This is a genomic window from Herbiconiux sp. FW305-C-125 (assembly GCF_058783455.1).
In genome coordinates this window covers 426,887-451,319 of the sequence record NZ_JBYSYO010000001.1, presented here as the reverse complement: position 1 = coordinate 451,319, position 24,433 = coordinate 426,887, and the positions used below count along the sequence as shown (strand labels likewise).

Genomic DNA, 24,433 nt, shown 5'->3' with positions numbered 1-24,433 from the left:
GATGCGCGGGCTGCGGCTGCGGCGCAGCTGCGGGGCGACGCCTACCCGGTCAGCGGCACCGGCTCGGTGTCGGGGAGGGGGCTCGCGTCGCGCCCCCGCAGGTCGGGGTGGAACCGCTTGCCGAGCAGCGGCACGAGGAAGCCGAGGAACGCCAGGGCCGCCGCGACGAGGAAGGCGCCGATCGCCCCGATGCCGTCGATGAGGAAGCCGGCGAGTGCTGATCCCACTGCCGCGCCGATGAGCTGTCCGGTGCCGACCCAGCCGTAGGCCTCCGCGGTGTCGCTGAAGCGCACGCTGGCCGAGACGATCGCGAACATCACCGCCAGCGCGGGCGCGATTCCGATGCCGGCGATGAACAGTGTGGCGGCGAGCCACCAGATGTTGAGCGAAGCGGCGGCGATCGCGGTGCCCACGAAGACGATGGCCATGCGCCGGGCGAGCGCCCACGGCCCGATCGGCTTGTGGCCGAGCGAGAGACCGCCCACGAGGGAGCCCACCGCGAAGAGTGCGAGCACGATGCCGGCTTCGGCGCCCCCCTCGCCGAAGGTCGCGACGACCCCGGCCTCGATGGCGGCGCAGGCGGCGACGAGGAGGAACCCGACCGTCGTCGCGAGCAGCACCGCCGGCTTCTTCAGCACCGCGCCGAGCTTGCGCTTCGAGCGGGGGATGCGCACCCGCCCGAGCTCGGGGCTGGTGAGGAACCAGGTGCCGCCCCCGACGAGGAACGCGACCGCGAGGAGGATGCCCCAGACGGTGCCGATCTGGATCGACACGAACGTCGTGATGACGGGCCCGAGCACCCAGATGATCTCCTGCGCCGACGCATCGAGCGAGAAGAGCGGGGTGAGCTGCTTGGAATTCACCATCTTCGGGTAGATGGTGCGCACCGCGGGCTGGATGGGCGGCATGGTGAGTCCGGCGACGAATGCGACGCCCATTGCGGCCGGGATGGGCAGCGGGAACAATGCGATGCTCGAGATGGCGACGGCGCAGATGATCATGGTGAGCAGGATGACGCGGCGCATTCCCCACACGCCCATCAGCCGGCTGGTGAGCGGGCCGGCGATCGCCTGCCCGATGCTGAGTGCGGCGAGCACGAGCCCGGCGATGCCGTACGAGTCGTAGGTGTGCTCGATGTGCAGGAGGAACGCGAGCGAGAGCATCCCGAACGGGAAACGGGCGGTCAGCTGAGCAGCGATGATGCGGGCGACGCCGCGGGTGCGGAGGAGTTCGGTGTAGCTGCTCATAACCGATCTAGCTTAGCCGTGCCCGCTGGGCACTCGGCAGGCCGGCCCGAGCGGAGGTCAGGCGCCGAGGGCCTTGGTGATGCGCTGCAGCGAAGCGGGCTCGGCCGTGCCGAGCGGCTGCGCGAACAGGCCGATGCGGAGCTCCTCGATCAGCCAGCGGGCGCGCACCAGGTTCTCCGGTGCGTGCGGCCGCAGCGGGATGCTCCCGCCCGCGTCGACGAGACGTTCGGTCGCGGTCTGCACCTCGTTCAGCCAGGCGCGGTCGCGAGCCGGGTTGTCGGGCAGCTTCTCGAGCCGGTAGACGATGCCCGCGAGGTAGCGCGGCAGATGCCCGAGCCGCGCGAGTCCGGTCGCACTGATGAACCCGGGACGCACGAGTGCCGCCAGCTGTTCGCGTGCATCCGTGATGGCCGGCAGCAGGGCCATGCTCGTCACCGCCTTGATGGCGCGCTCGGCATCACGTGCACCGCTCAGGATGCGCAGCACCGTCGCCACGGTCTGGTCGAGCAGGGGGAGCACGGCCGCCGAGAGGCGATCGCGCACGGCCTCGAACTCGGCACGCGTCCAGATCAGGCCGTCGGGGTGCAGCGCCCGCAGCGCCTCGTCGGCGCAGGCGAGCATCGCGTCGTCGAACAGGGCCTGCACGTTCTGGTAGGGGCTGGTGGCGAGCAGCAGTTTCTCGTTCTGGGTGAGATGGTCGCGCACGTAGGATGCGGGACTCGGCACCGCGAGCAGCACGAGCCGCAGCACTCTGGCCGGTGTCGCGCGCGCCTGCTCCTCGGCGGTGGCCATGAGACGCACCGCCACGCTGGACTTCTCGTCGACCAGTGCGGGGTAGGCGCGGATGACGCCGCCGTGCTGGCGGGTGTCGACGAAGCGGGGGAGGTCGCCGATCGTCCAGTCGGTGAGCCCGCTGCGTTCGATGCCGCCGCCCGCCGCTGCGCCCGCAACCCGGGCCGCGCCGCCGGTAGCCCCACCGCCCGCGCCGGTTCCGCCTCCTGTGCCGCTTCCGCCGGGCGCTCCGCCTGCCCGGGCTGACGTGCCCGTCGCGCTCGCGCCGGTCGGCTCAGAGGTCTCGGCAGTCGCCCGGCCGCCGGCTCCGGGCGCGCCGCCGCGCCGGCCGTCGCGACGGCTCGGGCGCACGCCTTCGCGCGGCTCCGCGGCTCCCGACGATGCTCGCGCGATGCTCGCGCGCGCTGCGTCGGCAAGCCGCGCCTGCAGCGCGGTGAGGTCCTTGCCGGCGCCCACGGTCGCGCCGCGCTCGTCCACCACCCGGAACGTCACCCGCAGGTGATCCGGCACCTTCGCCAGATCGAAGTCGCCCGCGCTGACCGGCTCGTGGGCGAGTCGGGTCATGAGCGCCGCGAGCCGGGCGAGAAACCCGCCCCCCGCATCCGCCGCTCCGCCGCGCGCGCTGCGGCTCGCCGAGCCACCGCTGGCGTTCGCATCCGGTGCGCCCGCATCGGCCGGGTCGGGCCCGAGCTCGGCGAGCAGGCGGCCCGCCCAGTCCGTGGCCGGCACGAAGTTCACCCGCAGGCGCTTCGGCAGCGAACGGATGAGCGCCGTCACGAGTTCCTGCCGGAGCCCCGGCACCTGCGTCTGGAACGCCACCGGGTCGAGCCGTGGCAGCAGTGCCAGCGGCACGGTCGCGGTCACGCCGTCGTCGTCGGCGCCCGGCTCGAAGCGGTAGCGCAGCGCGAGCCGCTGGTCGCCCTGCTGCCACTGCGCCGGGAACTCGGTCTCGTCGACCTCCGGAGCGCCCTCGGGGAGCAGCGTCTCGCGGGTCATCGTGAGCAGCGCCGGGTCGTCCTGCCTGGCGGTCTTCCACCAGCCCTCGAAGCTGCGCTGCGACACCACGTCGCGCGGGATGCGCGCCTGGTAGAACTCGAACACCGCCTCGTCGTCGAGCAGGATGTCGCGGCGCCGCGACCGCTCCTCGAGCTGCTCCAGCTCGCGGCGGAACGCTCGGTTCGCCCGGTCGAACGCCTGCTGCGACTCCCACTCACCCTCGACGAGCGCGTGTCGGATGAACAGCTCGCGCGCGTACTCGGGGTCGATCCGCGCGAACTGCACCCGCCGCCGGGCCACGATCGGCACCCCGAACAGCGTGACCCGCTCGTAGGCCACTGCCGCGCCCTGCTTCTTCTCCCAGTGCGGCTCCGAGTACGTGCGTTTCACCAGGTCGCCCGCGAGCGGCTCGGCCCAGGCGGGGTCGATGGCCGCGTTCATCCGGGCGAACAGACGGCTCGTCTCGACCAGCTCGGCGCTCATCACCGCACTCGGCTGCTTCTTCGCCAGCGTCGAGCCCGGGAAGATCGTGAACCGGGTCTGCCGGGCGCCGAGGTAGTCGCGCTTGACCTGGTCGCGCAACCCGATCTGGCTGAGCAGCCCCGACAGCAGGGACTTGTGGATACCGTCGGGGTTCACGCTCGGCTCGCCGATGGTCAGCCCGAGCGGCTTCGCGAGCTGGCGGAGCTGCCGGTACACGTCCTGCCACTCGCGGATGCGCAGGTAGTTGAGGAACTCGGCCTTGCACAGCCGCCGGAACGCGCTCGACGAGAGCTCGCGCTGCTTCTCCTCGAGGTAGTTCCAGAGGTTCAGCAGGGTGAGGAAGTCGCTCGTGGCGTCGGCGAAGCGCGCGTGCAGTTCGTCGGCGCGGCCACGCTTCTCGAGCGGGCGCTCGCGCGGATCCTGGATGGTGAGCCCGGCGACGATCGCGAGCACCTCGCGACTGGTGCCGGTGCGCTTGGACTCGACGACCATCCGGGCGAACCGCGGCTCGATCGGGAGGCGCGCGAGGTCGCGGCCGATGCGGGTGAGTGCGGGGCCGGGCGTCGTCGAGGGCGGAAGCCCGGCATCCGTCGGTTCGCCGCGGCGCGTGCCATGACCGTCGAGCGGGCGCGTTGCAAGGTCTTCCGCGGCTGCGCCGGTCGGGTGACCGGCGCGGCTGCCGCCTTTCGCGCCGCTCACCGCGGCGCGCACCGCGCCCAGTTCGCCGAGGAGGTCGAGGCCGTCCTTGATGCCGCGGGAGTCCGGCGGCTGCAGGAAGGGGAAGGCGGCGATGTCGCCGAGTCCGAGCGAGATCATCTGCAGGATGACCGCGGCGAGGTTCGTGCGCAGGATCTCGGGGTCGGTGAACTCGGGCCGCCTGGCGAAGTCCTCCTCGGAGTAGAGGCGGATGGCGATGCCGTCGCTGGTGCGCCCGCTGCGGCCGCTGCGCTGATTCGCCGAGGCTTGCGAGATCGCCTCGATCGGCAGCCGCTGCACCTTCGAACGCACCGAGTAGCGGCTGATGCGCGCGGTGCCGGAGTCGATGACGTACTTGATGCCCGGCACCGTGAGGCTGGTCTCGGCGACGTTCGTCGAGAGCACCACGCGACGACGGATGCCCGGGGCTCCGCCGCGCTGGAACACCCGGTGCTGCTCGGCCGCACTCAACCGCCCGTACAGCGGCAGGATCTCGGTCTCGCCACCCCGCCCGCCCGCCGCGAAGCGCCCCCGTAGCGCCTCCTCGGCGTCGCGGATCTCGTTCTCGCCGGAGAGGAACACGAGCACGTCGCCCGGCTTCTCCCGCGCGAGCTCGTCGAGGGCGTCGCCGATGGCGTCGAACAGGTCGCGCGGCTCGGCGCCGTCGCGCCCGCCGCCATCGAGTCTCCCGCTCTTGTCAGAATCGGGAGCGCGATTCCGGCCGTTTCTGGAGACTCGAGCGTCGGCCCCGTCGTCGGCGTCGGCTGCATCGACGTCGGTGTCGGCGTCGTCGGTGTCGGGCGCGAGCGGGCGGTAGCGGATCTCGACCGGGAAGGTGCGCCCCGAGACCTCGACGATGGGGGCGGGTTCGCCCGCGGCATCCGCGAAGTGACGGGCGAAGCTCTCCGGGTCGATGGTGGCGCTCGTGATGATGACCTTGAGGTCGGGGCGCTGTGGCAGCAGCTGCTTGAGATAGCCGAGCAGGAAGTCGATGTTGAGGCTGCGCTCGTGCGCTTCGTCGATGATGATCGTGTCGTAGCGCGAGAGCAGCCGGTCGTGGTTCATCTCGTTCAGCAGGATGCCGTCGGTCATCAGCTTGATGCGGGTCGACGCCGAGGCGCGGTCGGTGAAGCGCACCTGGTAGCCGACGAGACCGCCCACCTCCTGGCCGAGCTCGTCGGCGATGCGCTCGGCGATGGTTCGGGCGGCGAGCCGTCGCGGCTGAGTGTGCCCGATGGATTCGCGGCCGAGCTCGAGACAGATCTTCGGCAGCTGCGTGGTCTTGCCCGACCCCGTCTCGCCGGCCACGATCACGACCTGGTGGTCGCGGATGGCGCGCGCGATCTCATCCTTCTTCTGGCTGACGGGCAGCTCAGGCGGAAAGACGATGCGAAGGGGAGTGGGGGCAGACATCAGCCCTCCATCGTACGACGGGCGGGGGTGGGAGGAGCGGGCGCGCGTCTGACGAGCGGGCGGGCGTGCGGCGAGCGAGCGGGCCTCAGGCGACGGCCGAGGCTGCGGCCCGGGTGAAGGCGGCCAGCTCCGCGGCCATCGGCTCGGGCTGCCACGAGTGGTGGGCGCCGGGCACGGTCGTGACGACGGTCCCCGGGATCGCGGCGGCGATGCGCTCGGCGGCTTCGGGCATGCCGGGCACGGTCTCGGTGCCGTACATCGCCAGCACGGGAACCCGGATGCCCGCGAGCACCCCGAGCGCCGCCGAACCCGCAGGCGTCGTGCCCGCCTCCTCGAGCGTGGCGGTGGCCCAGGCCATCGATTCGGCGTCGGCACGCTGACTGCGCACCGCGGTGGCGAGCTGCTCCCAATCCGGGCGGGACCGGAGCCCGGCGAGCCACTCCGGCGGCATGTCCTTCATGTAGTGACTGAGGGCGGCCGGGTAGTCGGCGGCGTCGATGAGGCGGGCGATCTCATCGGCCCAGGCACGGGTGGTGGCGGCCGGCCCGGCGAGCGGGGCCTCCCAGAGGGCAAGACCCTGCACCGGGAGGCCTGCGGCGGCCGCGGCGAGGGAGATCGAGCAGCCGGAGCTGTGCCCGCAGAGCACCGCGGGGGCTCCGGCGACCTCGATGACCGCCTGCACAGCCGCCAGCTCGCGGTCGAGGTCGAGCGGGTCGCTGCCGTCCTCCGCCGCCTCGCTCTCGCCACGGCCCAGCCGGTCGAAGACGAGTGTCGCGACGCCCAGCTCGGCTGCGCGCTCGGCGGTCTCGGTCGTGATCGGGTCGCCGGCGCGGAACGGGCCGGCCCCCGCCACGAACACGAGAGCGGGCCCGGTTCCGCGCAGATCGTAGGCGACGCGATCGCCGCGAGCGGTGGTGGTGAACTCGGTCATGGCTGCCTCCGCTGCCGAGGGTAACGCGCGCATCCGTCACTGGGAAGGGGCTGGGGCGGGGCACTCGGTCGCGATCGCCTGAGCGGCCGGCCGGCGGGCGGATGGAGAGCGGCCGGACGGCGGTCGGGGCGGCGTAGGCTCGATGCGTGACGGAGAACGCATTCGACGACGCCTGGCAGAGCTGGCACACCGCGCGGCTGCGCACGATCACCGCCCCGCACGGTCTCGCGTCGCTCGTCGCGACGCACTGGCTCTCCCCGGAGCCCCAGCGGCTCGACGGCCTCGATGGCGAGTGGTACCTCGACGGAGCCGCGATCGTGGGCGAGAACTTCACCATCGTTCAGGGCGGCGAGGTGCTGGTGGGCGGGCGCATCCTCCGTCACTTCCGGCGCGACGACCAGGTGGCGTTGCGGGTGCTCGATCCGCAGGCGCCGACCCGCGCATCCGTGGTCGACGTCGACAGCTATAAGCCGGATGAGGCATGGAAGCTCGCGGGCCGGTTCACGCCGGCGGCCGAGGGTGAGACCGTGCCGGTGGAGGAGATCGACGGCTACGTCGAGGTCGAGCGGGTGGCCGGCACGATCGCGCTCGAGATCGACGGTCAACCCGTAGAGTTCGTGGCGACCGGAACGCCGCAGAGCATGCAGGTGGTGTTCTCGGACGCGACGAGCGGCACCGAGACCTACCGCTTCCGCTTCCTGCGGCTGCACGCCGAGGTCGGCACCGATCGCATCGAGGTCGACTTCAACCGGGCGTACCTCCCGCCGTGCGTGTTCGCCGACTTCTACGTCTGCCCGCTGCCGCCCGCCCAGAACCGGTTGCCGATGCCGGTGCGCGCCGGTGAGAAGAATCTGATCAGACGCTAGGGTCACGCCGGGCCGAGTGGAAGGCTGGGGGCATGACGAATCGCCTGGCGACCGCGATCAGCCCCTACCTGCGTTCGCACGCCGAGAATGCGGTCGACTGGTACCCGTGGGGCGAGGAGGCGTTCGCGGCGGCTCGGTCGCGGGGCGTTCCGGTGCTGGTGTCGATCGGGTACTCCACCTGCCACTGGTGCCACGTCATGGCCCGGGAGTCGTTCAGCGACCCGGCCCTCGCCGAGTACCTCAACGCGCACTTCGTGGCGATCAAGGTCGACCGGGAGGAGCATCCGGAGGTCGACACCGTCTACCTCACCGCGGCCGGCGCGTTCACGCGCGAACTCGGCTGGCCGCTCAACGTCTTCGTCACACCCGAGGGCAAGGCGTTCTACGGGGGAACGTACTCGCCGCCTGCGCCGGTGCAGGGGCATCCGTCGTTCCGTCAGGTGCTCGAGGCGGTGAACGAGGCCTGGACCACCCGCACCAGCGAGGTGCTCGACTCGGCCGATCAGATCGCGACGGCGCTCGCGGCGGGCCAGGAGGCGCTCACCGGGGCGGCGGCGGGCGGCTCCGCCTTCGATCCGCGGGACGTGCCGTTCGAGGCGGCCGTCGATCTGCTCGCCGAGCACGAGGACACGCAGTTCGGCGGGATCGGCGGGGCACCGAAGTTCCCCATGGCGCCGGTGCTGCGCTTTCTGCTCGCCGCCGGCACGCCGACATCGACGGGGCTGGCGACACGGATGCTGTCGGCGATGGCGGCGAGCGAGCTGCGCGATCCGGTGGAGGGCGGGTTCTTCCGCTACGCGACGCGTCGCGACTGGAGCGAACCGCACTACGAGCGGATGCTCTACGACAACGCCCTCCTCCTCGACGCCTACGCGGCGCTCTGGGCGCGTGACCCCGGGCAGCCGTGGGCGCGGGAGGCCGCGGAGGGGATTGCGGGCTTTCTGATCGACGTGCTCCAGCTGCCGTCGGGCGGCTTCGCCTCGGCTCAGGACTCGGAGAGCACGGTCGACGGTGCCCGCGTGGAGGGCGGGTACTACCGGCTCGACGCGGCCGCGCGCGCAACGCAGACCCCGCCGGCCCTCGACGAGAAGGTGCTCTCGGGTTGGAACGGCCTGGCGATCGGCGCCCTCGCCCGCGCCTCGCTCGTGCTCGACCGCCCCGAATGGGCGCTGGCGGCCCAGCACGCCGCCGACTACCTCCTGGCGACGCACGTCGCGCCCGCGCCCAGCGGCTTGCGGCTCGTGCGCGCGTCGCTCGGCGGGCGGGTGTCGCCGGCGGTGGCGACGCTCGAGGACTACGGCATGCTCGCCGAGGGCCTCCTGCGCCTGGCCGCAGCGACCGGCTCGGCACGCTACGCGACAGCGGGCCGGATGCTCGTCGACGCGGTGGTCGTCGACCCGCACTCCGAGGCCGTGGCAACTGGCGGCGCAGGAGAGCACCGCGACGCGGCGGCCACCCTAGCGGGCGGTGCGGCTGACGGTGCGGCTGCCGCGACCGGCAGCGCGAGTGCGGCCAACGCCCTCGGCGGCGGTGTGGCCGCGGCCGGCGGCGCGGGAGAACACCGCGACGCGGCGGCCCCAGAGGGCGGCGGGCTCGTGGCGGCGACCAGCGGCACCGTTTTCCGCGCGCCCGGCGGGGGCGACCCCGTGCTGCGGGGGCAGGGACTCGCCGTCGAGCTCGACCCCTCGGAGGGCGCGTACCCGTCGGGCACGAGTGCCGTCGCGTCCGCGGCGCTGCTGCTGCACGCGCTCAGCGCCGAGACGCGCTACCGCGAGGCCGCCCTGAGCGCCCTGGCCCCGCTCGCGGTCGAGGCGCTCGCGCGCCCGACCTCCTTCGGTGCCACCCTCGAACTTCTCGTGCGCGCCGCCCGCCCCGCCGAGCAGCTCATCCTGATCGAGCCCGACCCCGGCGCCGCTCCCCTCGACGACGAGGAGCGGATGGCGGCTGACGGTCTGCGGGCCGCGGTGCGGATGTGGTCGGGCGCCGATCTCGTGGCGGTCGCCACCGAGTCGGGCGCGCGCATGCTCGCCGAGGCGGGCTTCGAGGTGTTCGCCGAGCGCCGGGCGCGGGACGGGCATCCGCTGGCCTACCTCTGCCACGACTTCGTGTGCCGGCTGCCCGCCGCCACCGCCGCCGAACTGCGGGGCTGACGCGCTGCAGGCCGGACCCGGCGAAAGGTCACGAGACGGTTACGGTCAGCAGTGCGCTCTGGCGCGCATCCGCCGGCCCCCGCTAGCGTGACCAGGCCGCGCACTCCGCGCGATCCCCGGCCTCATACCGCAGACAGCAGGAAGGACAGAGCCCGTGCCCAGCGAGTACCGCAAAAAGCAGCGCGACGCGCGCCTCCTTCAGCACGTCGACGTGGTGCATCCGCTCTAGACCGCCCGGTCTGCCGAGCCCCGCACCCGTCGTGGTCCGGGGCTTTTTCTGCCTCCCGTCTCTCGCCCGCCCGGGCCGGCGGCCCCGGACCCCCTGGGCACACAGAGAGAAAGGATCATGGAAAGAATCACCGAACGCTTGCTCTCCTGGGCGAGCATCCTGGACGACAAGGCGCGGGCGCAGGCCCTCACCACGTCGGCCATGCCGTTCATCCACCCGCACCTGGCCCTGATGCCGGATGCGCACCTCGGCCTCGGCGCGACGGTCGGCTCGGTCATCCCGACGCTCGGCGCGGTCATCCCGGCCGCCGTGGGCGTCGACATCGGCTGCGGCATGATCGCCGTGAAGACGCAGTTCGTGCGCGGCGACCTGCTCGGCAACCCGCGGGGGCTGACCGAACTGCGGGAGCAGATCGAGCGCGCCATCCCGCTCTCGGCGGGCGGCGTGAACAACAAGATCGTCGCCACCGCCGCCCCGAGGGTCGCCGAACTCGAAGCGCTCGCCGAGCAGGCGGGCTTCGACCCGTCGGCGTCGGCGAAGCGCTGGCGCGAGCAGCTCGGCACCCTGGGCTCGGGCAACCACTTCATCGAGGTCTCGGTCGACGAGACCGATGCGGTGTGGCTGTTCCTCCACTCGGGAAGCAGGGGCGTGGGCAACCGCATCGCTGGCCGGCACATCAAGGTCGCCCAGGAGCTGATGGACCGCTACTGGATCGAACTGCCCGACCGCGACCTCGCCTACCTCGTCGAGGGCACGGCGGAGTTCGACCGGTACATCGCCGAACTGCGGTGGGCGCAGCACTACGCGCTGCTGAACCGCGAGGAGATGATGGACCGGGTCGTGCGCCAGGTCACCGAGTGGCTGGGCGTCGCGGTGGAGGAGCAGGAGCGGATCAACTGCCACCACAACTTCACCGAGAAGGAGCGGCACTTCGGCAAGGACGTCTGGCTCTCCCGCAAGGGCGCGATCATCGCCACCGAGGGGGCGCCCGGACTCATCCCCGGCTCGATGGGCACCGCGTCGTACGTGGTCGAGGGGCTCGGCAACGCGCTCGCGCTGAACTCGTCGCCGCACGGCGCCGGCCGGGAGTTCTCGCGCACCGCGGCCCGCAAGACCTTCACGCACGACCAGCTGCGGGAAGCGATGGCGGGCATCGAGTTCCGTGACACGGATGCCTTCATCGACGAGATCCCGCAGGCCTACAAGCCGATCGACCGGGTGATGGCGGATGCGCACGACCTGGTGCGCATCCGGCACACCCTGCGGCAGCTGGTCAACGTCAAAGGCAACTGAGCGCGCTTGCACGCCGCTGTCGTGGTGCACGACCCCCACGACAGCGGCGTGCAAGAGCGCCGACAGCGCCGCCGCGCACACTCGGAGAGAACTTTCCCCCTTCGAAAGGAGTTCGAATGCCTCCCACATCCGACTGGGCCGTCGAAGCCCACGGTCTCGTCAAGGTGTTCGGCGACAACCGGGCGGTCGACGGCGTCGACCTGAGCGTGCGCACCGGAACGGTGTACGGCGTGCTCGGCCCGAACGGCGCCGGCAAGACCACCACCATCCGCATGCTCGCCACCCTGCTGAAGCCCGACGGTGGCGAGGCCACCGTGTTCGGCCACGACATCCGGCGCGAGGCGCAGGTCGTGCGCCAGCTGATCGGCGTGACCGGCCAGTACGCGAGCGTCGACGAGACGCTCTCCGCCACCGAGAACCTCGTGCTGTTCTCCCGACTGAACGGACTCAGCCGAGCGGATGCGCGCCGCAAGTCGGCCGAACTGCTCGAGGAGTTCGGGCTCAGCGAGGCGGCCAAACGCCCGCTCAAGAACTTCTCGGGCGGCATGCGCCGTCGGCTCGACCTGGCCGCGAGCCTCATCTCGCAGCCGCCCCTCATCTTCCTCGACGAACCGACCACAGGCCTCGACCCGCGCACCCGCGCTCAGATGTGGGACACCATCCGTCGCCTGGTCGCGACCGGCTCCACCGTGCTGCTCACCACGCAGTACCTCGACGAGGCCGACCAGCTCGCCGACCGCATCGCGGTGATCGATCGCGGCGTCGTCGTGGCCGAGGGCACGGCCGACGAGCTGAAGAGCTCGGTGGGCTCGTCGTCGCTGCTGCTGAAGCTCGCCGACGCCGCCAACCTCGAGCGCGCCCGGCTCGCCATCCTCGACGTGCTCGGCGTCGAATCGGTGCTGACGCCCGAGGCCGGCCGCATCACGGCGCCGATGAGCGACGCCGACTCGGTCACCGACCTGCTGCTGCGCCTCCGCCAGGAGGGCATCGCGGTCGCGGAACTCTCGGTGCAGCAGCCGACCCTCGACGAGGTGTTCCTCGCCCTCACCGGCCACGCGGCCACCAACGACGACGGCGACGGAGACGCCCCCGCCGCCGGCACACCCGAACGCGAATTGGAGGATGCGCGATGAGCTCGCTCACCATCACCCCCGGGGTCGCCCGCGACCTCAAGAACCACGTCAGCATCGCGCAGACCGTGCAGAACTCGTTCAGCATGGCCTACCGCGGGCTGCTCAAGATCCGCCGCACCCCCGAGCAGCTGATCGACGTGACGCTGCAGCCGATCATCTTCACCCTGATGTTCTCCTACATCTTCGGTGGTGCGATCGCGGGCAGCGTGGCGGACTATCTGCCCACGCTCATCCCGGGCATCCTCGTGCAGACCGTCATCACCACATCCGTCGTCACCGGCGTGCAATTGCGCGAAGACATGGACAAGGGTGTGTTCGACCGCTTCAAGTCGTTGCCGATCGCCCGCATCGCGCCGCTCGCCGGGGCGTTGCTGGCCGACACGGTGCGCTACGCCATCGCCACCACGCTCACCTTCGTGATGGGCTTCGTGCTGGGCTACCGGCCCGAGGGCGGCATCGGCAACGTCGTGCTGGCGGGGCTGCTCGTCATCGTGAGCTCCTGGGCCATCAGCTGGATCTTCGCGTTCTTCGGCGTCATCGCCCGCAGCGCGAGCTCGGTGCAGGGCATCTCGTTCCTCGTGCTGTTCCCGCTGACGTTCCTCTCGAACGCGTTCGTCTCGCCCGACACGATGCCCGCGTTCCTGCAGTGGTTCGTGAACATCAACCCGGTGTCGCACCTCGTGACCGCGGTGCGCGACCTGGCGAACAACGGCATGTGGACGGCGGATGCGTGGATCTCGCTGCTCGGTGCCGCCGTCATCGTCGCCGTCTTCGCGCCGCTCACCGTGCGGGCCTACATGAAGAAGGCCTAGACCTACCGCCACCCCCACGACCACGGCCCGGGCGTGCGCAGCAGTGCTGCGACGCGCTCGGGCCGTTCGGCGTCGGGGAGCGCGGCGACCCGGGCGCGGGCTTCCGTCACCTCGGCGTCGCCGAAGCGGTCCCCGAAGCGGTCGAACAGGGGCGCGAGGTGCAGCGGCGGCGGGTCTTGACGGGCGGCCATGGCCTCGGCGAGCACCAGCAGTTCGAGGGCGACGCGGGGGTCGAGTGCCTCGGCGTCCTCCACCCACACCGCGAGGCCGATGACGGATGCGCCCAGCACCGGCCGATCGACGTACCCGCCGGGGAGCCGCAGACTCGCCAGCGTGCGGCCGCGCAGGCGGCGGGCGAAACGCATCCGTTCGTCGGCGCTCCCGGTGCCGTCGAGCACGAACGCGCTGAGCATCGCGGAGATGACGATGCGGTACCACGGGCTGGCGCGGTTGCGGGGCACGTCGAACGCATCCAGTGCGCGCAGGTACAGCACGCGGGCCTCGCCCGTCTCGCCGCGTGCTCGGAGCACCTCGGCGCGGCCCGCGAACCCGATCGCGGCGATGTCGATGCCCTCGGTCTGTCCGGGCTCGTCGACCAGGCGGTCGAAGAGTTCGCTCGCCTCGTCGAGGGCGCCGACCGCGACGGCGTTCGTGGCGATGGTCCATTCGAGCTGACGGATGTCTTCGATCGCGCCGATCTTCGCCAGCCCCGCGCGGGCCCGGCGCGACCAGCGCAGGGCCTCCTCCGGCTCGGCGCTCTGGCTGTACAGCGCGCCGAGCATCTGGCCGGCCATCGCCGCGCCCCAGGTCTCTTCGAGGCCGTCGGCCAGCCGAACCGCGTCACGGGCGAGCGCGACGGCTTCGTCGCGTCGGCCGAGGTTCTCGGCGGCGACGCTGCCCACGATGGCGCCGAGCATGGCCGTCGGCCGGTCGTCCGACGCGATGGCGCGTTCAATCTCCGCCATCATGCGCGCTTCGTCGCCCGCATTCAGGGCGAGCTCGGCCATGACGGACAGTCGCCGGTCGGTGAGCGGCTGCGCCCGCACCACCGCGCGCAGCCGCGACCGCACGCGCACGGCGAAGCGCAGGTCGACGATGAGCGTGGTCATGGCGATGATGACGAGCGCGCCCGCGAGGGTGTCGACGGGGACGCGTGAGTCGTCGGGCTCGAGCATCCGGATGCTCTCGAACACCGGTTTGCCGAACGCGATCACCTCGGTGTGGGCGCTCCGCAGCGACCAGTAGTAGCCGAGCAGCGCGAACACCGAAGCCACGACGTCCGGACGTGCTGCGTCGATGGCTCGGCGCAAGACGTCGATGAGGTTGTCCTCCTCCAGCGCGATCAGCGTGAACGCCGCGACCTGTTCCCGGCCGTCGGTGCGCGGCCGCTGCTCGCGGGCGAAGTGATCGGCCCACGCGAACAGCGCGTCGCGCACCTCGTCGCGCGTACCGGTGCGATCGAGTTGGAGCTGGCCGAACTCGCGCACGGTCTCGAGCATCCGGTAGCGCAACCCCGAACTCTGGTCGGTCTCGCGCATCATCACGAGCGATTGCGCGACGAGTGCATCGAGCAAGTCAGGCACGTCGTCGCTGCTGCAGCCCAACACGTGGGCGGCGGACTCGGCGCTGAACCCGTCGGCGAACTCGGAGAGGCGGCCGAGGGCGTGCTGTTCGGCAGTGCTGAGCAGGTTCCAGCTCCACTCGATCACCGCGAGCAGCGTGCGGTGGCGCTCGGGGGCGGAGCGGTCGCCGCCCGTAAGGAGCGCGAAGCGGTTGGCGAGGCGGCGCTCGATCTCGTCGATCGACATCGAACGGATGCGCGCCGCCGCCAGCTCGATGGCGAGCGGCAATCCGTCGAGCCGTCGGCAGAGCCGCGCCACGGCGTCGCGCGGGAGCGTGGCGTCCGGTCGGGCGGCCGTGGCGCGGTCGAGGAAGAGCTGCACGGCGGCGTCGTCGCCATCGCCGCCATCGCCGCCAGCGTCGCCGCCGGGGCGAGGCGTGGGGCCGCTGCTTCCCGCCGCGCGCTGTCCGCTCTCGGCGCCGAGCGGCGCGAGGGCGAAGACGCGCTCGCTCGAGATCGCGAGCGGCGTGCGGCTCGTGGTGAGGACGGTGAGTTGAGGGAGCTCGGCGGTCAGGGTCGCGCTCCACTCGGCGGCGGCGCCGATTACGTGCTCGCAGTTGTCGAGCACGAGCAGAGCGGGTGCTTCGCCGAGGCGCGCCAGGATGCGGCCGTGCAGGTCGTCGCGCAGCACCCGGTCGCCGATGCGCTTGCTGGTGGCGACCTCGCGGATGCCGAGCGCCGACGCCAGCGCGAACACCACGTCGTCCTCGCTGCGCACGCTCGCAAGCTCGACCACGGCGACGAGGTCGTAACGGGCGAGGGCACGGCTCGCGACCTCGTGGGCGACGCGGGTCTTGCCGAGACCGCCCGGCCCCAGCACCGTCGTGACGCGGGCGGTGTCGAGCAGCCGCTCGATCTCTTCCAATGCCCTGTCGCGCCCGAGCAGCGCGTTCGGCGCCGCCCGGATGCCGCGCCCCACCCCACGCCGCCCACTCCTCGTGCGGCCGGTGCTGGTGGTGGTGCCCGCGTCGGTGGTGGTGGTCGAGACCGCGTCTTCGGCGGTCGTCGTGCCCTCGGCGTCCGCGGTCACTGCTGCGGGGCCAGGCGAACTACTCGTCGTCACGTCGGCCGCGGACTCGACGTTGCGCGCTGCTGCAACGTCCGCCGCTGCCGTCCGAATCCCGGTCGCCGGCTCAGCTGACGCGGTGCCGGCCGCAGTCGCCCCCGGTGTGAGCGCAAGCGCGGTGCTGCTGCCGCCGCCAGCGATCGTGCTTCGGGCGCCCGTGGCGGAGTGCGCCGGCAGGATCGCCGCCCCCGTCCCACCTTCCCGGGCGAGGAGATCGAGGTTCAGCGACTGGAGTTCTCGAGCGGGACTGGCCCCGAATGCATCCTGAACCCGCTCGCGGAACTCGGCGTAGACGCCGAGCGCGTCGGTGGAGCGCCCGAGAGCGTCGAGGGCGCGCATGAGCAACAGGTGCGCGCTGTCGTCGAACGGGGAGCGCTGGCAGAGCCGCTGGGCGAGCACCTCGGCATCGACCGCGCGGCCGAGCGCCAACGCCGCGAGCGCGAGGCTGGTCTCGAGTCCGTCGAGCGTGCGGCCGGCTCGTTCGGCGAGAGCGGAACCGAGCGGCTCCGGGTCGAGATCGCTGCCGGGTTCGCCGCGCCAGAGTGCGATGGCGGTGCCGGCCAGGGCCAGGGCCTCGTCGGCGTGTCCGCTGTCGAGGTGGGCGCGAACGGCCGCCAGCTGGTGTTCGGCCACGATGAGGTCGACGACCACGGTTGTGCCGAGTCGGTAGCCCGAGGGGGAGCGACTCGATGAGGTCGTCGCCGAACGCGGCACGGATGCGCGACACCTGCGTCTGCAGCGCGGCCCGTATCGCGCGGGGCGGTTCGTCGCGCCAGACGTCGTCGACGAGACGCTCCACCGACAGCGGATGCGGTGCTGCGAGCGCCAGTGCGGCCAGCAACGCCTTCGCGCGATGCCCGGCCGGCTCCAGCAGGGTGCCCTGGCCGGTGGCCACCGCGACCGCACCAAGCACCGCGACGCGCACGGGCGGCAGCGCGGCATCCGGAGTCGACATCACCCGCCAAATCCTAGCCAGTGTTGCTGCTCAGCAACCCGGTGCGCCAACCGCGACGACGCACGAGGCCGGGGTCAGCGAAGCTGCTTGCGCGCCGAGATCTGACCGGTGTCGAAGCCGAGCAGGTGAAGCCCGCCGTGGAAGCGGGCGTGCTCGATCTTGATGCACCGATCCATCACGACGGTGAGGCCCTTCGACTCGCCGTACTCGGCGGCCTCCTGGTTCCAGATGCCGAGCTGCACCCACACCGTGGGCGCGCCCACCGCGATGACCTCGTCGATGACGGCGGGGATGTCGCTCGCGCGCCGGAACACGTCGACGATGTCGGGCACTTCCGGCAACGACGCCAGATCGGGGTAGGCCTTCTGCCCGAGGATCTCGTCGGCGTTCGGGTTCACGAAGTACACCCGGTAGTCGCTCGACTGCTGCAGGTAGGTGCCGACGAAGTAGCTCGAGCGCGCAGGGTTGGGTGACGCGCCGACGATCGCCACCGACTTGGCGTTGCGCAGGATGCGCAGCCGCTCCTTCGCCGACGGGCCGACCCAGGTGCGCTGCGACTTCAACAGCTTCGCCAGCGGCGAGTCGGCGGGGAGCTCGCAGGTGAGGCCGTTGGTGAGCTGGGTGGTGACGAGTTCGGTGGTCATTCTTCCTCCGCGCTGTTCACGCAGCGGTCGCGGTTGCGAGCGCTTGATCGAGATCGTAGATGATGTCGTCAGGGTCTTCGATGCCGACGCTGAGCCGCACGAGGCCCGGTAGCACGCCGCCATCGATGAGTTGCTGCTCGGTGAGCTGAGCGTGCGTGGTCGATGCCGGGTGGATCACCAGCGTCTTCGCGTCGCCGATGTTCGCCAGGTGACTGGCGAGTTCGACCGATTCGATGAAGCGACGCCCGGCATCCCGCCCGCCCTTCACACCGAAGCTGAAGACGGAGCCGGGCCCGAGCGGCAGGTACTTCGCCGCCCGCTCGTGGTGCGGATGCGCGGCCAGACCCGCCCAATTGACGTACTCCACCCGCGGGTCGGCATCGAGCCACTCCGCGACGAGCCGGGCATTGTCGACGTGTGCCTGCATGCGGAAGGGCAGGGTCTCGACGCCCTGGGCCAGCAGGAAGGCGGAGTGGGGGGCCAGCACCGGCCCGATGTCGCGCAGCTGCTCGGCGCGCAGCCGGGTGAGGAACGCGTACTCACCGAAGTTGCCCGACCACTGCAGCCCGCCGTAGCTCGGCACGGGCTCACCGAACGCGGGGAAGCGGTCGCCGTGCCATTCGAACCGACCCGACTCCACCACGACTCCACCGAGGGTCGTGCCGTGCCCGCCGAGGAACTTCGTGGCCGAGTGGATGACGACGTCGGCGCCCCACTCGATGGGCCGGCTGAGGTAGGGCGTGGCGATGGTGGAGTCGATGATGAGGGGGAGCCCGGCAGCGTGCGCTACCTCGGCGAGACCGGCGATGTCGGCGATCTCGCCGGACGGGTTGGCGACCGTCTCGGCGAAGATCAGCTTCGTGCGGTCGGTGACGGCGGCGGCGTAGTCGGCGGGATCGGAGGAGTTCACGAACGTCGTCTCGACGCCGAAGCGGCGGAGCGTGACGTCGAGCTGGGTGATCGACCCGCCGTAGAGGTTCGCGCTCGCAACGATGTGATCGCCCGCCCCGGCGAGGGAGGCGAAGGTGATGAACTGTGCCGAGAGGCCACTGCTGGTGGCGACGGCGCCGAGGCCGCCCTCGAGGCTGGCGATCCGTTCCTCGAACGACGCGACCGTCGGGTTCGCGAGCCGGCTGTAGATGTTGCCGTACTTCTGCAGCGCGAAGCGGGCCGCCGCATCCGCCGTGTCGTCGAAGACGAACGCGCTCGACTGGTAGATGGGCAGGGCGCGGGCACCCGTCACGTTGTCGGGGATGTTGCCCGCGTGGATTGCCCGGGTGCGGAAGCCGTATTCGCGATCTGCCATGAATTCACCGTACTAGCCGGTGACACCGTGTTACGCGGTACCGACGCAGACCGTAACAACTCGCGCGTGCCCTCCGAATGTGGAGGACTGGACGGCGACGGATTCGCGGTGCACAGAACCTGACCAGGGTGCGGTGCCATACTCTCCACCAAGGCCGCCGAGCGGCCTCCGGACGAGGGCGCAGTACCCGGAGAGCGACAAGACTGACCACGAGGAGTGGACTGTCATGGCCTGGGTCGTTCTGATCGCATCCGGAATTCTCGAAGCCGTCTGGGCGACGGCGCTCGGCAAGTCGGCCGGCTTCACGAGACTGTGGCCGAGCCTGATCTTCGCGGGCGGCCTGCTCGCCAGCATGGCCGGGCTCGCGTTCGCGTTGCGGAGTATTCCGGTCGGCACCGGATATGCCGTGTGGGTGGGCATCGGCGCCGCGCTGACCGTGGGCTACGGGATGGCGTTCGGTGGCGAAGCGTTCTCAGTCGTGAAGGTGCTGCTCGTGCTCGGTATCGTCGCGTGCGTCGTGGGACTCAAGCTGCTGCACTGACACCGTGCTGCGCCGCAGGAGGAAATGTCATGAAATCAGCCGAGAATTCTCACGCCGATCAGTGAGAGCACCGCGATGAGGGCCCAGGAGGACAGCCCGACGATGAGCGCGCGCCAGCCGGTGCGGGCGAGCGCGCGGAAGCGGATGTTGGAGCCCAACGCGAACAGCGCCATGGCCAGCAGGATGGTCTGTCCGGTATCGGCTGCGCTGAGGACGGCCGCCGCCCCTGGGTCGGGCAGCAGCGGCACCAGGAAGGTGCGCGCGAGCACGGCGGCGATGAAACCGGCGATGAACAGCGGCACGATCGGGGGACGTTTGGCAGCGGGACGTTCGACGAAGTCGGGGTGGTCGGGGCCGAGCGCGGCATTGCGGGCATCGGCGCGGCGTTCCACCAGACCGACGATCGCGACCATCGGCGCCAGGGTGAGTACCCTCGTCAACTTCACGACCACCGCCGACGCCAGCGCCACCGGCCCCGCGATCTGGGCTGTCGCCACGACCTGACCGACGTCGTGCACGCTGAGCCCGACCCAGACGCCGAAGTCCTCCGCCGACAGACCGAGCGGGATGCGCAACACCGGCAGCACGAAGATCGCGAGGGTTCCGCAGAGGGTCACCAGCGCGATGGGGGTCGCCGTGTCCTCGTCCTTCGACCGTGTGACGGCGCTCATCGCGCCCACCGCGGAAGCGCCGCAGATCGAGAACCCCGCCGCGATGAGGATGGGCTGCGTGCCTGGCAGCCGAAGCAGTCTGCCGAGCAGGAGCGTCGCGCCGAAGGTGATCGTGACGATGAGCACGATCACCACGATCGCCTCCCAGCCGAGGCCGACGATGTCGACGAGACTGAGCTTCAGCCCGAGCAACACGATCCCGATGCGCAGGAGGCGGCGCGCGGCGATTCCGAGGCCGGGCTTCAGAGCGCCGTCGAGGACACGCTGGGCGGCGGGGATCTGTCCGGCGATCATGCCGAGACCGACCGCTGCGGTGAGCATGGGCACAGCGGGAACCATAAGGTGGATGCCGAACGCCAGCAGTGCTGCCGCGCCCGCCACCGCGACTCCGGCCAGCCACGGCACCCTCGTGGGCGGCCGCCCGCTCAGCGCCACGTGGGCAGCCAGTAGTGCATGCTGAGGAACCACGCGGGCACGGGCATCCCGACCCAGACCGGGTAGAAGAAGGCGGAGACCACCACGCACAGGCCGAGGAACACGCCGACGACAGTCAGGTTGCGGGTGCGGAGCCACCTCGGGTCGCCGCGCGAACCCAGCGCCAGCCCGATCACGAAGGTCAGCCCCAGGATCATGTAGGGCTCGAACGCGATCGTGTAGAACTGGAAGATCGTGCGGTTCGTGTAGAGCAACCACGGCAGGTACCCGGCCACCATGCCCATGAGCACGAGGCCGACCTGCCACTCGCGCTTGCGCACCAGTCGGTAGACCAGATAGAACAGCGCCGCCGTGGCACACCACCAGATGATCGGGTTGGCGATCGAGGTGATGTTCTCGTAGCAGGTCTGGCCTCCGCACTGACTCGGGTCGACCGACTGCACGTACATCTGCGTCGGCCGCACCAGGAACAACCAGCTGAACGGGTTCGCCTGGTAAGGGTGGGGCGAGTGCTCATTGACGTGGTAGTTGTACACCGCCGCTTCGAGGTGCCAGAAGTTCTGGATCGACAGGGGCACCCAGGAAAGGGCGCCGGTCCATTCCCCGTTCGAGGACTGCGCCCAGGTGCGGTACATCCCGCCGGAGGTCGCGAACCAGCCGATCCACGTCACGAGGTAGGCCGCGACGGCGGCCGGAACGAGGAGCAGGAAGGTCGCGGGCCCTTGCTTCAGCACTGCCGAGCTGAACCAGAACGCGATGCCGAGCCGCCGCCTGGCGAGTGCGTCGACGACGATGAGATAGACACCGAACGCTGCCAGGAAGTAGAAGGCCGACCACTTCACGCCGGCACCGAACCCGAAGGCCAGTGCGGCCGCGAACAGCCATGGGCGCCACCACAGCACCGGACCCCACGCGGGTACCGCCCGCTCGCCCTCTGGCCCGGCTGGCCCGCTTCGCGCGGCGACCGCGGCGGCGAGGCGGACCGCGTGCCACTCTCGATCCATCAGGACGGCGCCGAAGCCGAGCAGGCAGAACAGCGCGAGGATGCCGTCGAGGATGCCCACGCGGCTCATCACGATGGCGTGCCCGTCGATCGCGAGCAGGAACCCCGCGATCGTGCCCAAGAGGGTCGACCGGAACAGCTTCGTGGCGATGAGCGTCGTCAGGAGCACGAGCAGGATGCCGCAAACGGCCACCGAGATGCGCCAGCCGAACGAGCTGTCGGCGCCGAACACGGCGAGGCCCAGCGCGATGATCCACTTGCCGAGGGGCGGATGCACCGCGAACGACGGGTTGGTGTGGAAGATGTTCGTGTCGCCCGCCGCGAACTGCTGGTCGGGGTTCGCCGGCCAGGACGCCTCGTAGCCGAGGTTCCAGGTCGTCCACGCATCCTTCACGTAGAAGGTCTCGTCGAAGACGATCGCATGCGGATGCGCCAGGTTCACCAGTCGGAGCACCGCTGCGAGCACGGTCACGGCGATGGGGCCGCCCCAGCGCCAGAGGCGCTCGCGGGCCGGGGTGTTGATCGTGCGTGCCCACCAGTCGTCCAGGCGCGAACCGAGCGGTTCTGCCACCGCCGCGGTCGCGGGCGACGGCTCGGGCGGGGTCGTCACCTCTGTGCTCACCGGGCCATGCTAACGGGTGCGTCTGGCTGCCGATCGCGGCGCGGCGCGGGGCCGGTGTCAGACTGATGCCATGCTCATTCTCGCCGCGACGCCCATCGGCAACCTCAAGGATGCGTCGGTGCGATTGATCGAACTGCTCTCGGCGGCGACCGTCGTCGCTGCCGAGGACACCCGTGTCACCGCCAAGCTCCTGCGCGCGCTCGGGATCGAGAACCGGCCTCGGCTCATCCCTCTGCACGACCACAACGAGCGGGAGAAGTCGGCCGCCCTCGTCGAACTCGCGCGCGATGGCGATCTCGTCCTCCTGTCTGATGCCGGGATGCCGACGGTCTCCGATCCCGGCTACCACCTCGTGACCGCGGCCATCGATGCGGGCGTCGACGTCACGGTCGTTCCCGGGCCCTCGGCCGTCGTCACCGCTCTCGCCCTCTCGGGCCTGCCGACCGACCGGTTCACCTTCGAAGGCTTCCTGCCCCGCAAGCGCGGCGAGCGACTGCAGACGTTCCGATCGCTTGAACGGGAGCCGCGCACGATGGTCTTCTTCGAGTCGCCGAACCGCTTGGCGGATGCCCTGACCGATCTCGCGGAGGCACTCGGCGCCGAACGCCGAGTGGTGGTGGTGCGCGAACTCACGAAGCTCTACGAGGAGGCGCGCCGCGGAACGGCGGCGGAACTGGCTGCGTGGGCGGCCGGCGGCGTGAAAGGCGAGATCTGCCTCGTCGTGGCGGGCGCCGTCGTGGCCGTCGCCGATCTGTCGCAGGCCGTCGGGGACGTGCTCGACCTCGTGGCCGACGGGGAGCGGATGAAGGACGCCGCGGCCGCGATCGCCGAGGCCACCGGTCTCAGCCGTCGGGAGCTCTATGAGGGCGCACTCGCGGCTCGCCGCAGCACACCCTGACGGCAGAGCGTCACACAGACATCGGGCGACGCCCCGGCCTTTAGGATGGTCACCATGTCCGACGGCTCCTCGTTCTACATCACCACGCCGATCTTCTACGTGAACGACGTGCCGCACATCGGGCACGCCTACACCGAGGTCGCCGCCGACGTGCTCGCCCGCTGGCACCGGCAGGCCGGCGACGACACCTGGTTCCTCACCGGCACCGACGAGCACGGCCAGAAGATCTTGCGCACGGCCACCGCCAACGGCATGAGCCCCAAGGAGTGGGCCGACAAGCTCGTCGCCGAGTCGTGGCAGCCGTTGCTCAACACGATCGACATCTCGAACGACGACTTCATCCGCACCACCGACGAGCGGCACGAGGTGAACGTGCAGCTCTTCCTGCAGCGCCTGTACGACGCGGGGTACATCTACACCGGCGAGTACGAGGGCTACTACTGCGTGGGCTGCGAGGAGTACAAGCAGCTCTCCGACCTCGAGGACGGCACCGGGCCCTACGAGGGTCAGCTGGTCTGCAAGATCCACTCCAAGCCGGTGGAGCTCCTCAAGGAGCGCAACTACTTCTTCCGCATGAGCGACTTCACCCAGCCGCTCCTCGACCTCTACGAGAAGCGACCGGACTTCGTGCAGCCGGAGAGCGTGCGCAACGAGATCGTGCAGTTCGTCAAACGCGGCCTCACCGATCTCTCCATCTCGCGCCAGACCTTCGACTGGGGCATCAAGGTGCCGTGGGACGAGACGCACGTCGTCTACGTCTGGTTCGATGCGCTGCTGAACTACGCCACCGCGGCCGGCTACGGCTACGACGACGAGAAGTTCGCGCGCCTCTGGCCCGCCACCCACATCGTGGGCAAGGACATCGCGCGCTTCCACGCCGTGATCTGGCCGGCCATGCTGATGGCGGCGGGCCTCGAGGTGCCGAAGCAGGTCTACGGCCACGGCTGGCTGCTCGTCGGCGGCGAGAAGATGTCGAAGTCGAAGCTCACCGGCATCGCGCCGGAGCAGATCACCGACACCTTCGGTTCTGATGCCTTCCGGTACTACTTCATGCGCGCCATCAACTTCGGGCAGGACGGCTCGTTCAGCTGGGAAGACCTGGCCGCGCGTTACCAGGCCGAGCTCGCCAACGGCTTCGGCAACCTCGCCTCGCGGGTGGTGGCGATGGTGACGCGTTACCACGGCGGCACCGTGCCCGACGCGGTCGAGTCGGCGGTGACCGATGCGGACCGCGCCATCCGCGCCACCGAGCGCCGGGTGACGGCCGAGGCCGACCAGGCGATCGAGCGGCTCGCCGTGCACGAGGCCATCGCGCGGGTGTGGGAACTGGTCGACGAACTGAACGGGTACATCACTCTCCAAGAGCCGTGGGTGCTGGCGAAAGACCCGTCACAGGCCGACAGGCTGGCCACCGTGCTGAACACCGCGGTGCACGGGCTCGGTACGCTCACGGTATTGCTCTCGCCGGTCGTTCCGGAGGCCTCCGCGAAATTGTGGAAAGCCCTGACGGGTTCGGGAAATGTGCAGGACCAGAGCATCCGTTCGGCCTGGGAGTGGACGGGCGCCGGGCGGGTCGAACCCCTCGAAGCGCTGTTCCCGCGCATCGAGGTCGACGCGTCGTGACGTGGTC

16 protein-coding genes and 1 riboswitch are annotated in these 24,433 nt (G+C 70.9%); of the genes, 8 read left to right on the top strand and 8 right to left on the bottom strand.

Annotated features, from left to right (window positions below; translation table 11 throughout):
* Nucleotides 1-41: 41 nt before the first annotated feature.
* From AC3WLB_RS02370 to AC3WLB_RS02360, 3 genes are all read right to left on the bottom strand, one after another.
* Entirely contained in the window at nt 42-1,247 is a 1,206-nt protein-coding gene (locus AC3WLB_RS02370; RefSeq protein ID WP_022895346.1) for an MFS transporter, read from the bottom strand.
* A 57-nt stretch (nt 1,248-1,304) separates the two neighbouring features.
* A complete protein-coding gene (locus AC3WLB_RS02365) occupies nt 1,305-5,627 on the bottom strand; it encodes a DUF3418 domain-containing protein (RefSeq protein ID WP_492502911.1) in 4,323 nt (1,440 codons plus the stop codon).
* A gap of 85 nt (nt 5,628-5,712) precedes the next feature.
* Nucleotides 5,713-6,558, bottom strand: a complete 846-nt coding sequence (locus tag AC3WLB_RS02360; protein ID WP_492502909.1) for an alpha/beta hydrolase — start codon at nt 6,556-6,558, stop codon at nt 5,713-5,715.
* Between the two features lie 146 nt (nt 6,559-6,704).
* On the opposite strand from AC3WLB_RS02360, the gene AC3WLB_RS02355 reads away from it, so the two are divergent.
* The 5 genes from AC3WLB_RS02355 to AC3WLB_RS02335 all read left to right on the top strand — a co-directional run bounded on the left by AC3WLB_RS02355 (nt 6,705) and on the right by AC3WLB_RS02335 (nt 13,041).
* Nucleotides 6,705-7,424: a DUF1684 domain-containing protein gene (locus AC3WLB_RS02355; RefSeq protein WP_492502907.1), complete on the top strand. Its 720-nt coding sequence runs from the start codon at nt 6,705-6,707 to the stop codon at nt 7,422-7,424.
* A 32-nt stretch (nt 7,425-7,456) separates the two neighbouring features.
* Nucleotides 7,457-9,574 (top strand): thioredoxin domain-containing protein, encoded by a 2,118-nt coding sequence (locus tag AC3WLB_RS02350; protein ID WP_492502905.1) that lies wholly within the window; start codon nt 7,457-7,459, stop codon nt 9,572-9,574.
* A 346-nt stretch (nt 9,575-9,920) separates the two neighbouring features.
* Nucleotides 9,921-11,096, top strand: a complete 1,176-nt coding sequence (locus AC3WLB_RS02345) for an RtcB family protein (RefSeq protein WP_492502903.1) — start codon at nt 9,921-9,923, stop codon at nt 11,094-11,096.
* 116 nt (nt 11,097-11,212) lie between these two features.
* The gene (locus AC3WLB_RS02340) at nt 11,213-12,229 is read left to right on the top strand and encodes an ATP-binding cassette domain-containing protein (protein WP_492502901.1); all 1,017 of its coding nucleotides are present in this window, start codon (nt 11,213-11,215) and stop codon (nt 12,227-12,229) included.
* Complete coding sequence (locus AC3WLB_RS02335) at nt 12,226-13,041, top strand: ABC transporter permease (protein ID WP_492502899.1); 816 nt, start codon at nt 12,226-12,228, stop codon at nt 13,039-13,041. Before AC3WLB_RS02340 ends, AC3WLB_RS02335 begins: the two co-directional genes overlap by 4 nt.
* A gap of 2 nt (nt 13,042-13,043) precedes the next feature.
* Here the strand turns inward: AC3WLB_RS02335 and AC3WLB_RS02330 are convergent, their stop codons facing one another.
* The 3 genes from AC3WLB_RS02330 to AC3WLB_RS02320 form a co-directional block, all read right to left on the bottom strand.
* Complete coding sequence (locus tag AC3WLB_RS02330) at nt 13,044-16,379, bottom strand: AfsR/SARP family transcriptional regulator (protein WP_492502897.1); 3,336 nt, start codon at nt 16,377-16,379, stop codon at nt 13,044-13,046.
* A 378-nt stretch (nt 16,380-16,757) separates the two neighbouring features.
* The gene (locus AC3WLB_RS02325) at nt 16,758-17,327 is read right to left on the bottom strand and encodes a CoA-binding protein (RefSeq protein ID WP_492502895.1); all 570 of its coding nucleotides are present in this window, start codon (nt 17,325-17,327) and stop codon (nt 16,758-16,760) included.
* Between the two features lie 16 nt (nt 17,328-17,343).
* Entirely contained in the window at nt 17,344-18,633 is a 1,290-nt protein-coding gene (locus AC3WLB_RS02320; RefSeq protein WP_492502893.1) for an O-acetylhomoserine aminocarboxypropyltransferase/cysteine synthase family protein, read from the bottom strand.
* Nucleotides 18,634-18,781: 148 nt separating this feature from the next.
* Nucleotides 18,782-18,844, top strand: a riboswitch (guanidine-III (ykkC-III) riboswitch).
* Between the two features lie 15 nt (nt 18,845-18,859).
* Here AC3WLB_RS02320 and AC3WLB_RS02315 point away from each other — a divergent pair.
* Nucleotides 18,860-19,174 (top strand): DMT family transporter, encoded by a 315-nt coding sequence (locus AC3WLB_RS02315; protein ID WP_492502891.1) that lies wholly within the window; start codon nt 18,860-18,862, stop codon nt 19,172-19,174.
* Between the two features lie 35 nt (nt 19,175-19,209).
* Here AC3WLB_RS02315 and AC3WLB_RS02310 read toward each other — a convergent pair whose 3' ends face one another.
* A complete protein-coding gene (locus AC3WLB_RS02310) occupies nt 19,210-20,274 on the bottom strand; it encodes a YeiH family protein (RefSeq protein ID WP_492504642.1) in 1,065 nt (354 codons plus the stop codon).
* Nucleotides 20,271-21,905 carry a dolichyl-phosphate-mannose--protein mannosyltransferase gene (locus AC3WLB_RS02305; RefSeq protein ID WP_492502889.1) on the bottom strand — a complete coding sequence of 545 codons (1,635 nt, stop codon included), beginning with the start codon at nt 21,903-21,905 and terminating at the stop codon, nt 20,271-20,273. Before AC3WLB_RS02305 ends, AC3WLB_RS02310 begins: the two co-directional genes overlap by 4 nt.
* 70 nt (nt 21,906-21,975) lie before the next feature.
* On the opposite strand from AC3WLB_RS02305, the gene rsmI reads away from it, so the two are divergent.
* Both rsmI and metG read left to right on the top strand, forming a co-directional pair.
* Nucleotides 21,976-22,803 (top strand): 16S rRNA (cytidine(1402)-2'-O)-methyltransferase, encoded by an 828-nt coding sequence (rsmI, locus tag AC3WLB_RS02300; RefSeq protein WP_022898683.1) that lies wholly within the window; start codon nt 21,976-21,978, stop codon nt 22,801-22,803.
* A gap of 54 nt (nt 22,804-22,857) precedes the next feature.
* Nucleotides 22,858-24,426, top strand: a complete 1,569-nt coding sequence (metG, locus tag AC3WLB_RS02295) for a methionine--tRNA ligase (RefSeq protein ID WP_492502886.1) — start codon at nt 22,858-22,860, stop codon at nt 24,424-24,426.
* Nucleotides 24,427-24,433 lie beyond the last annotated feature (7 nt).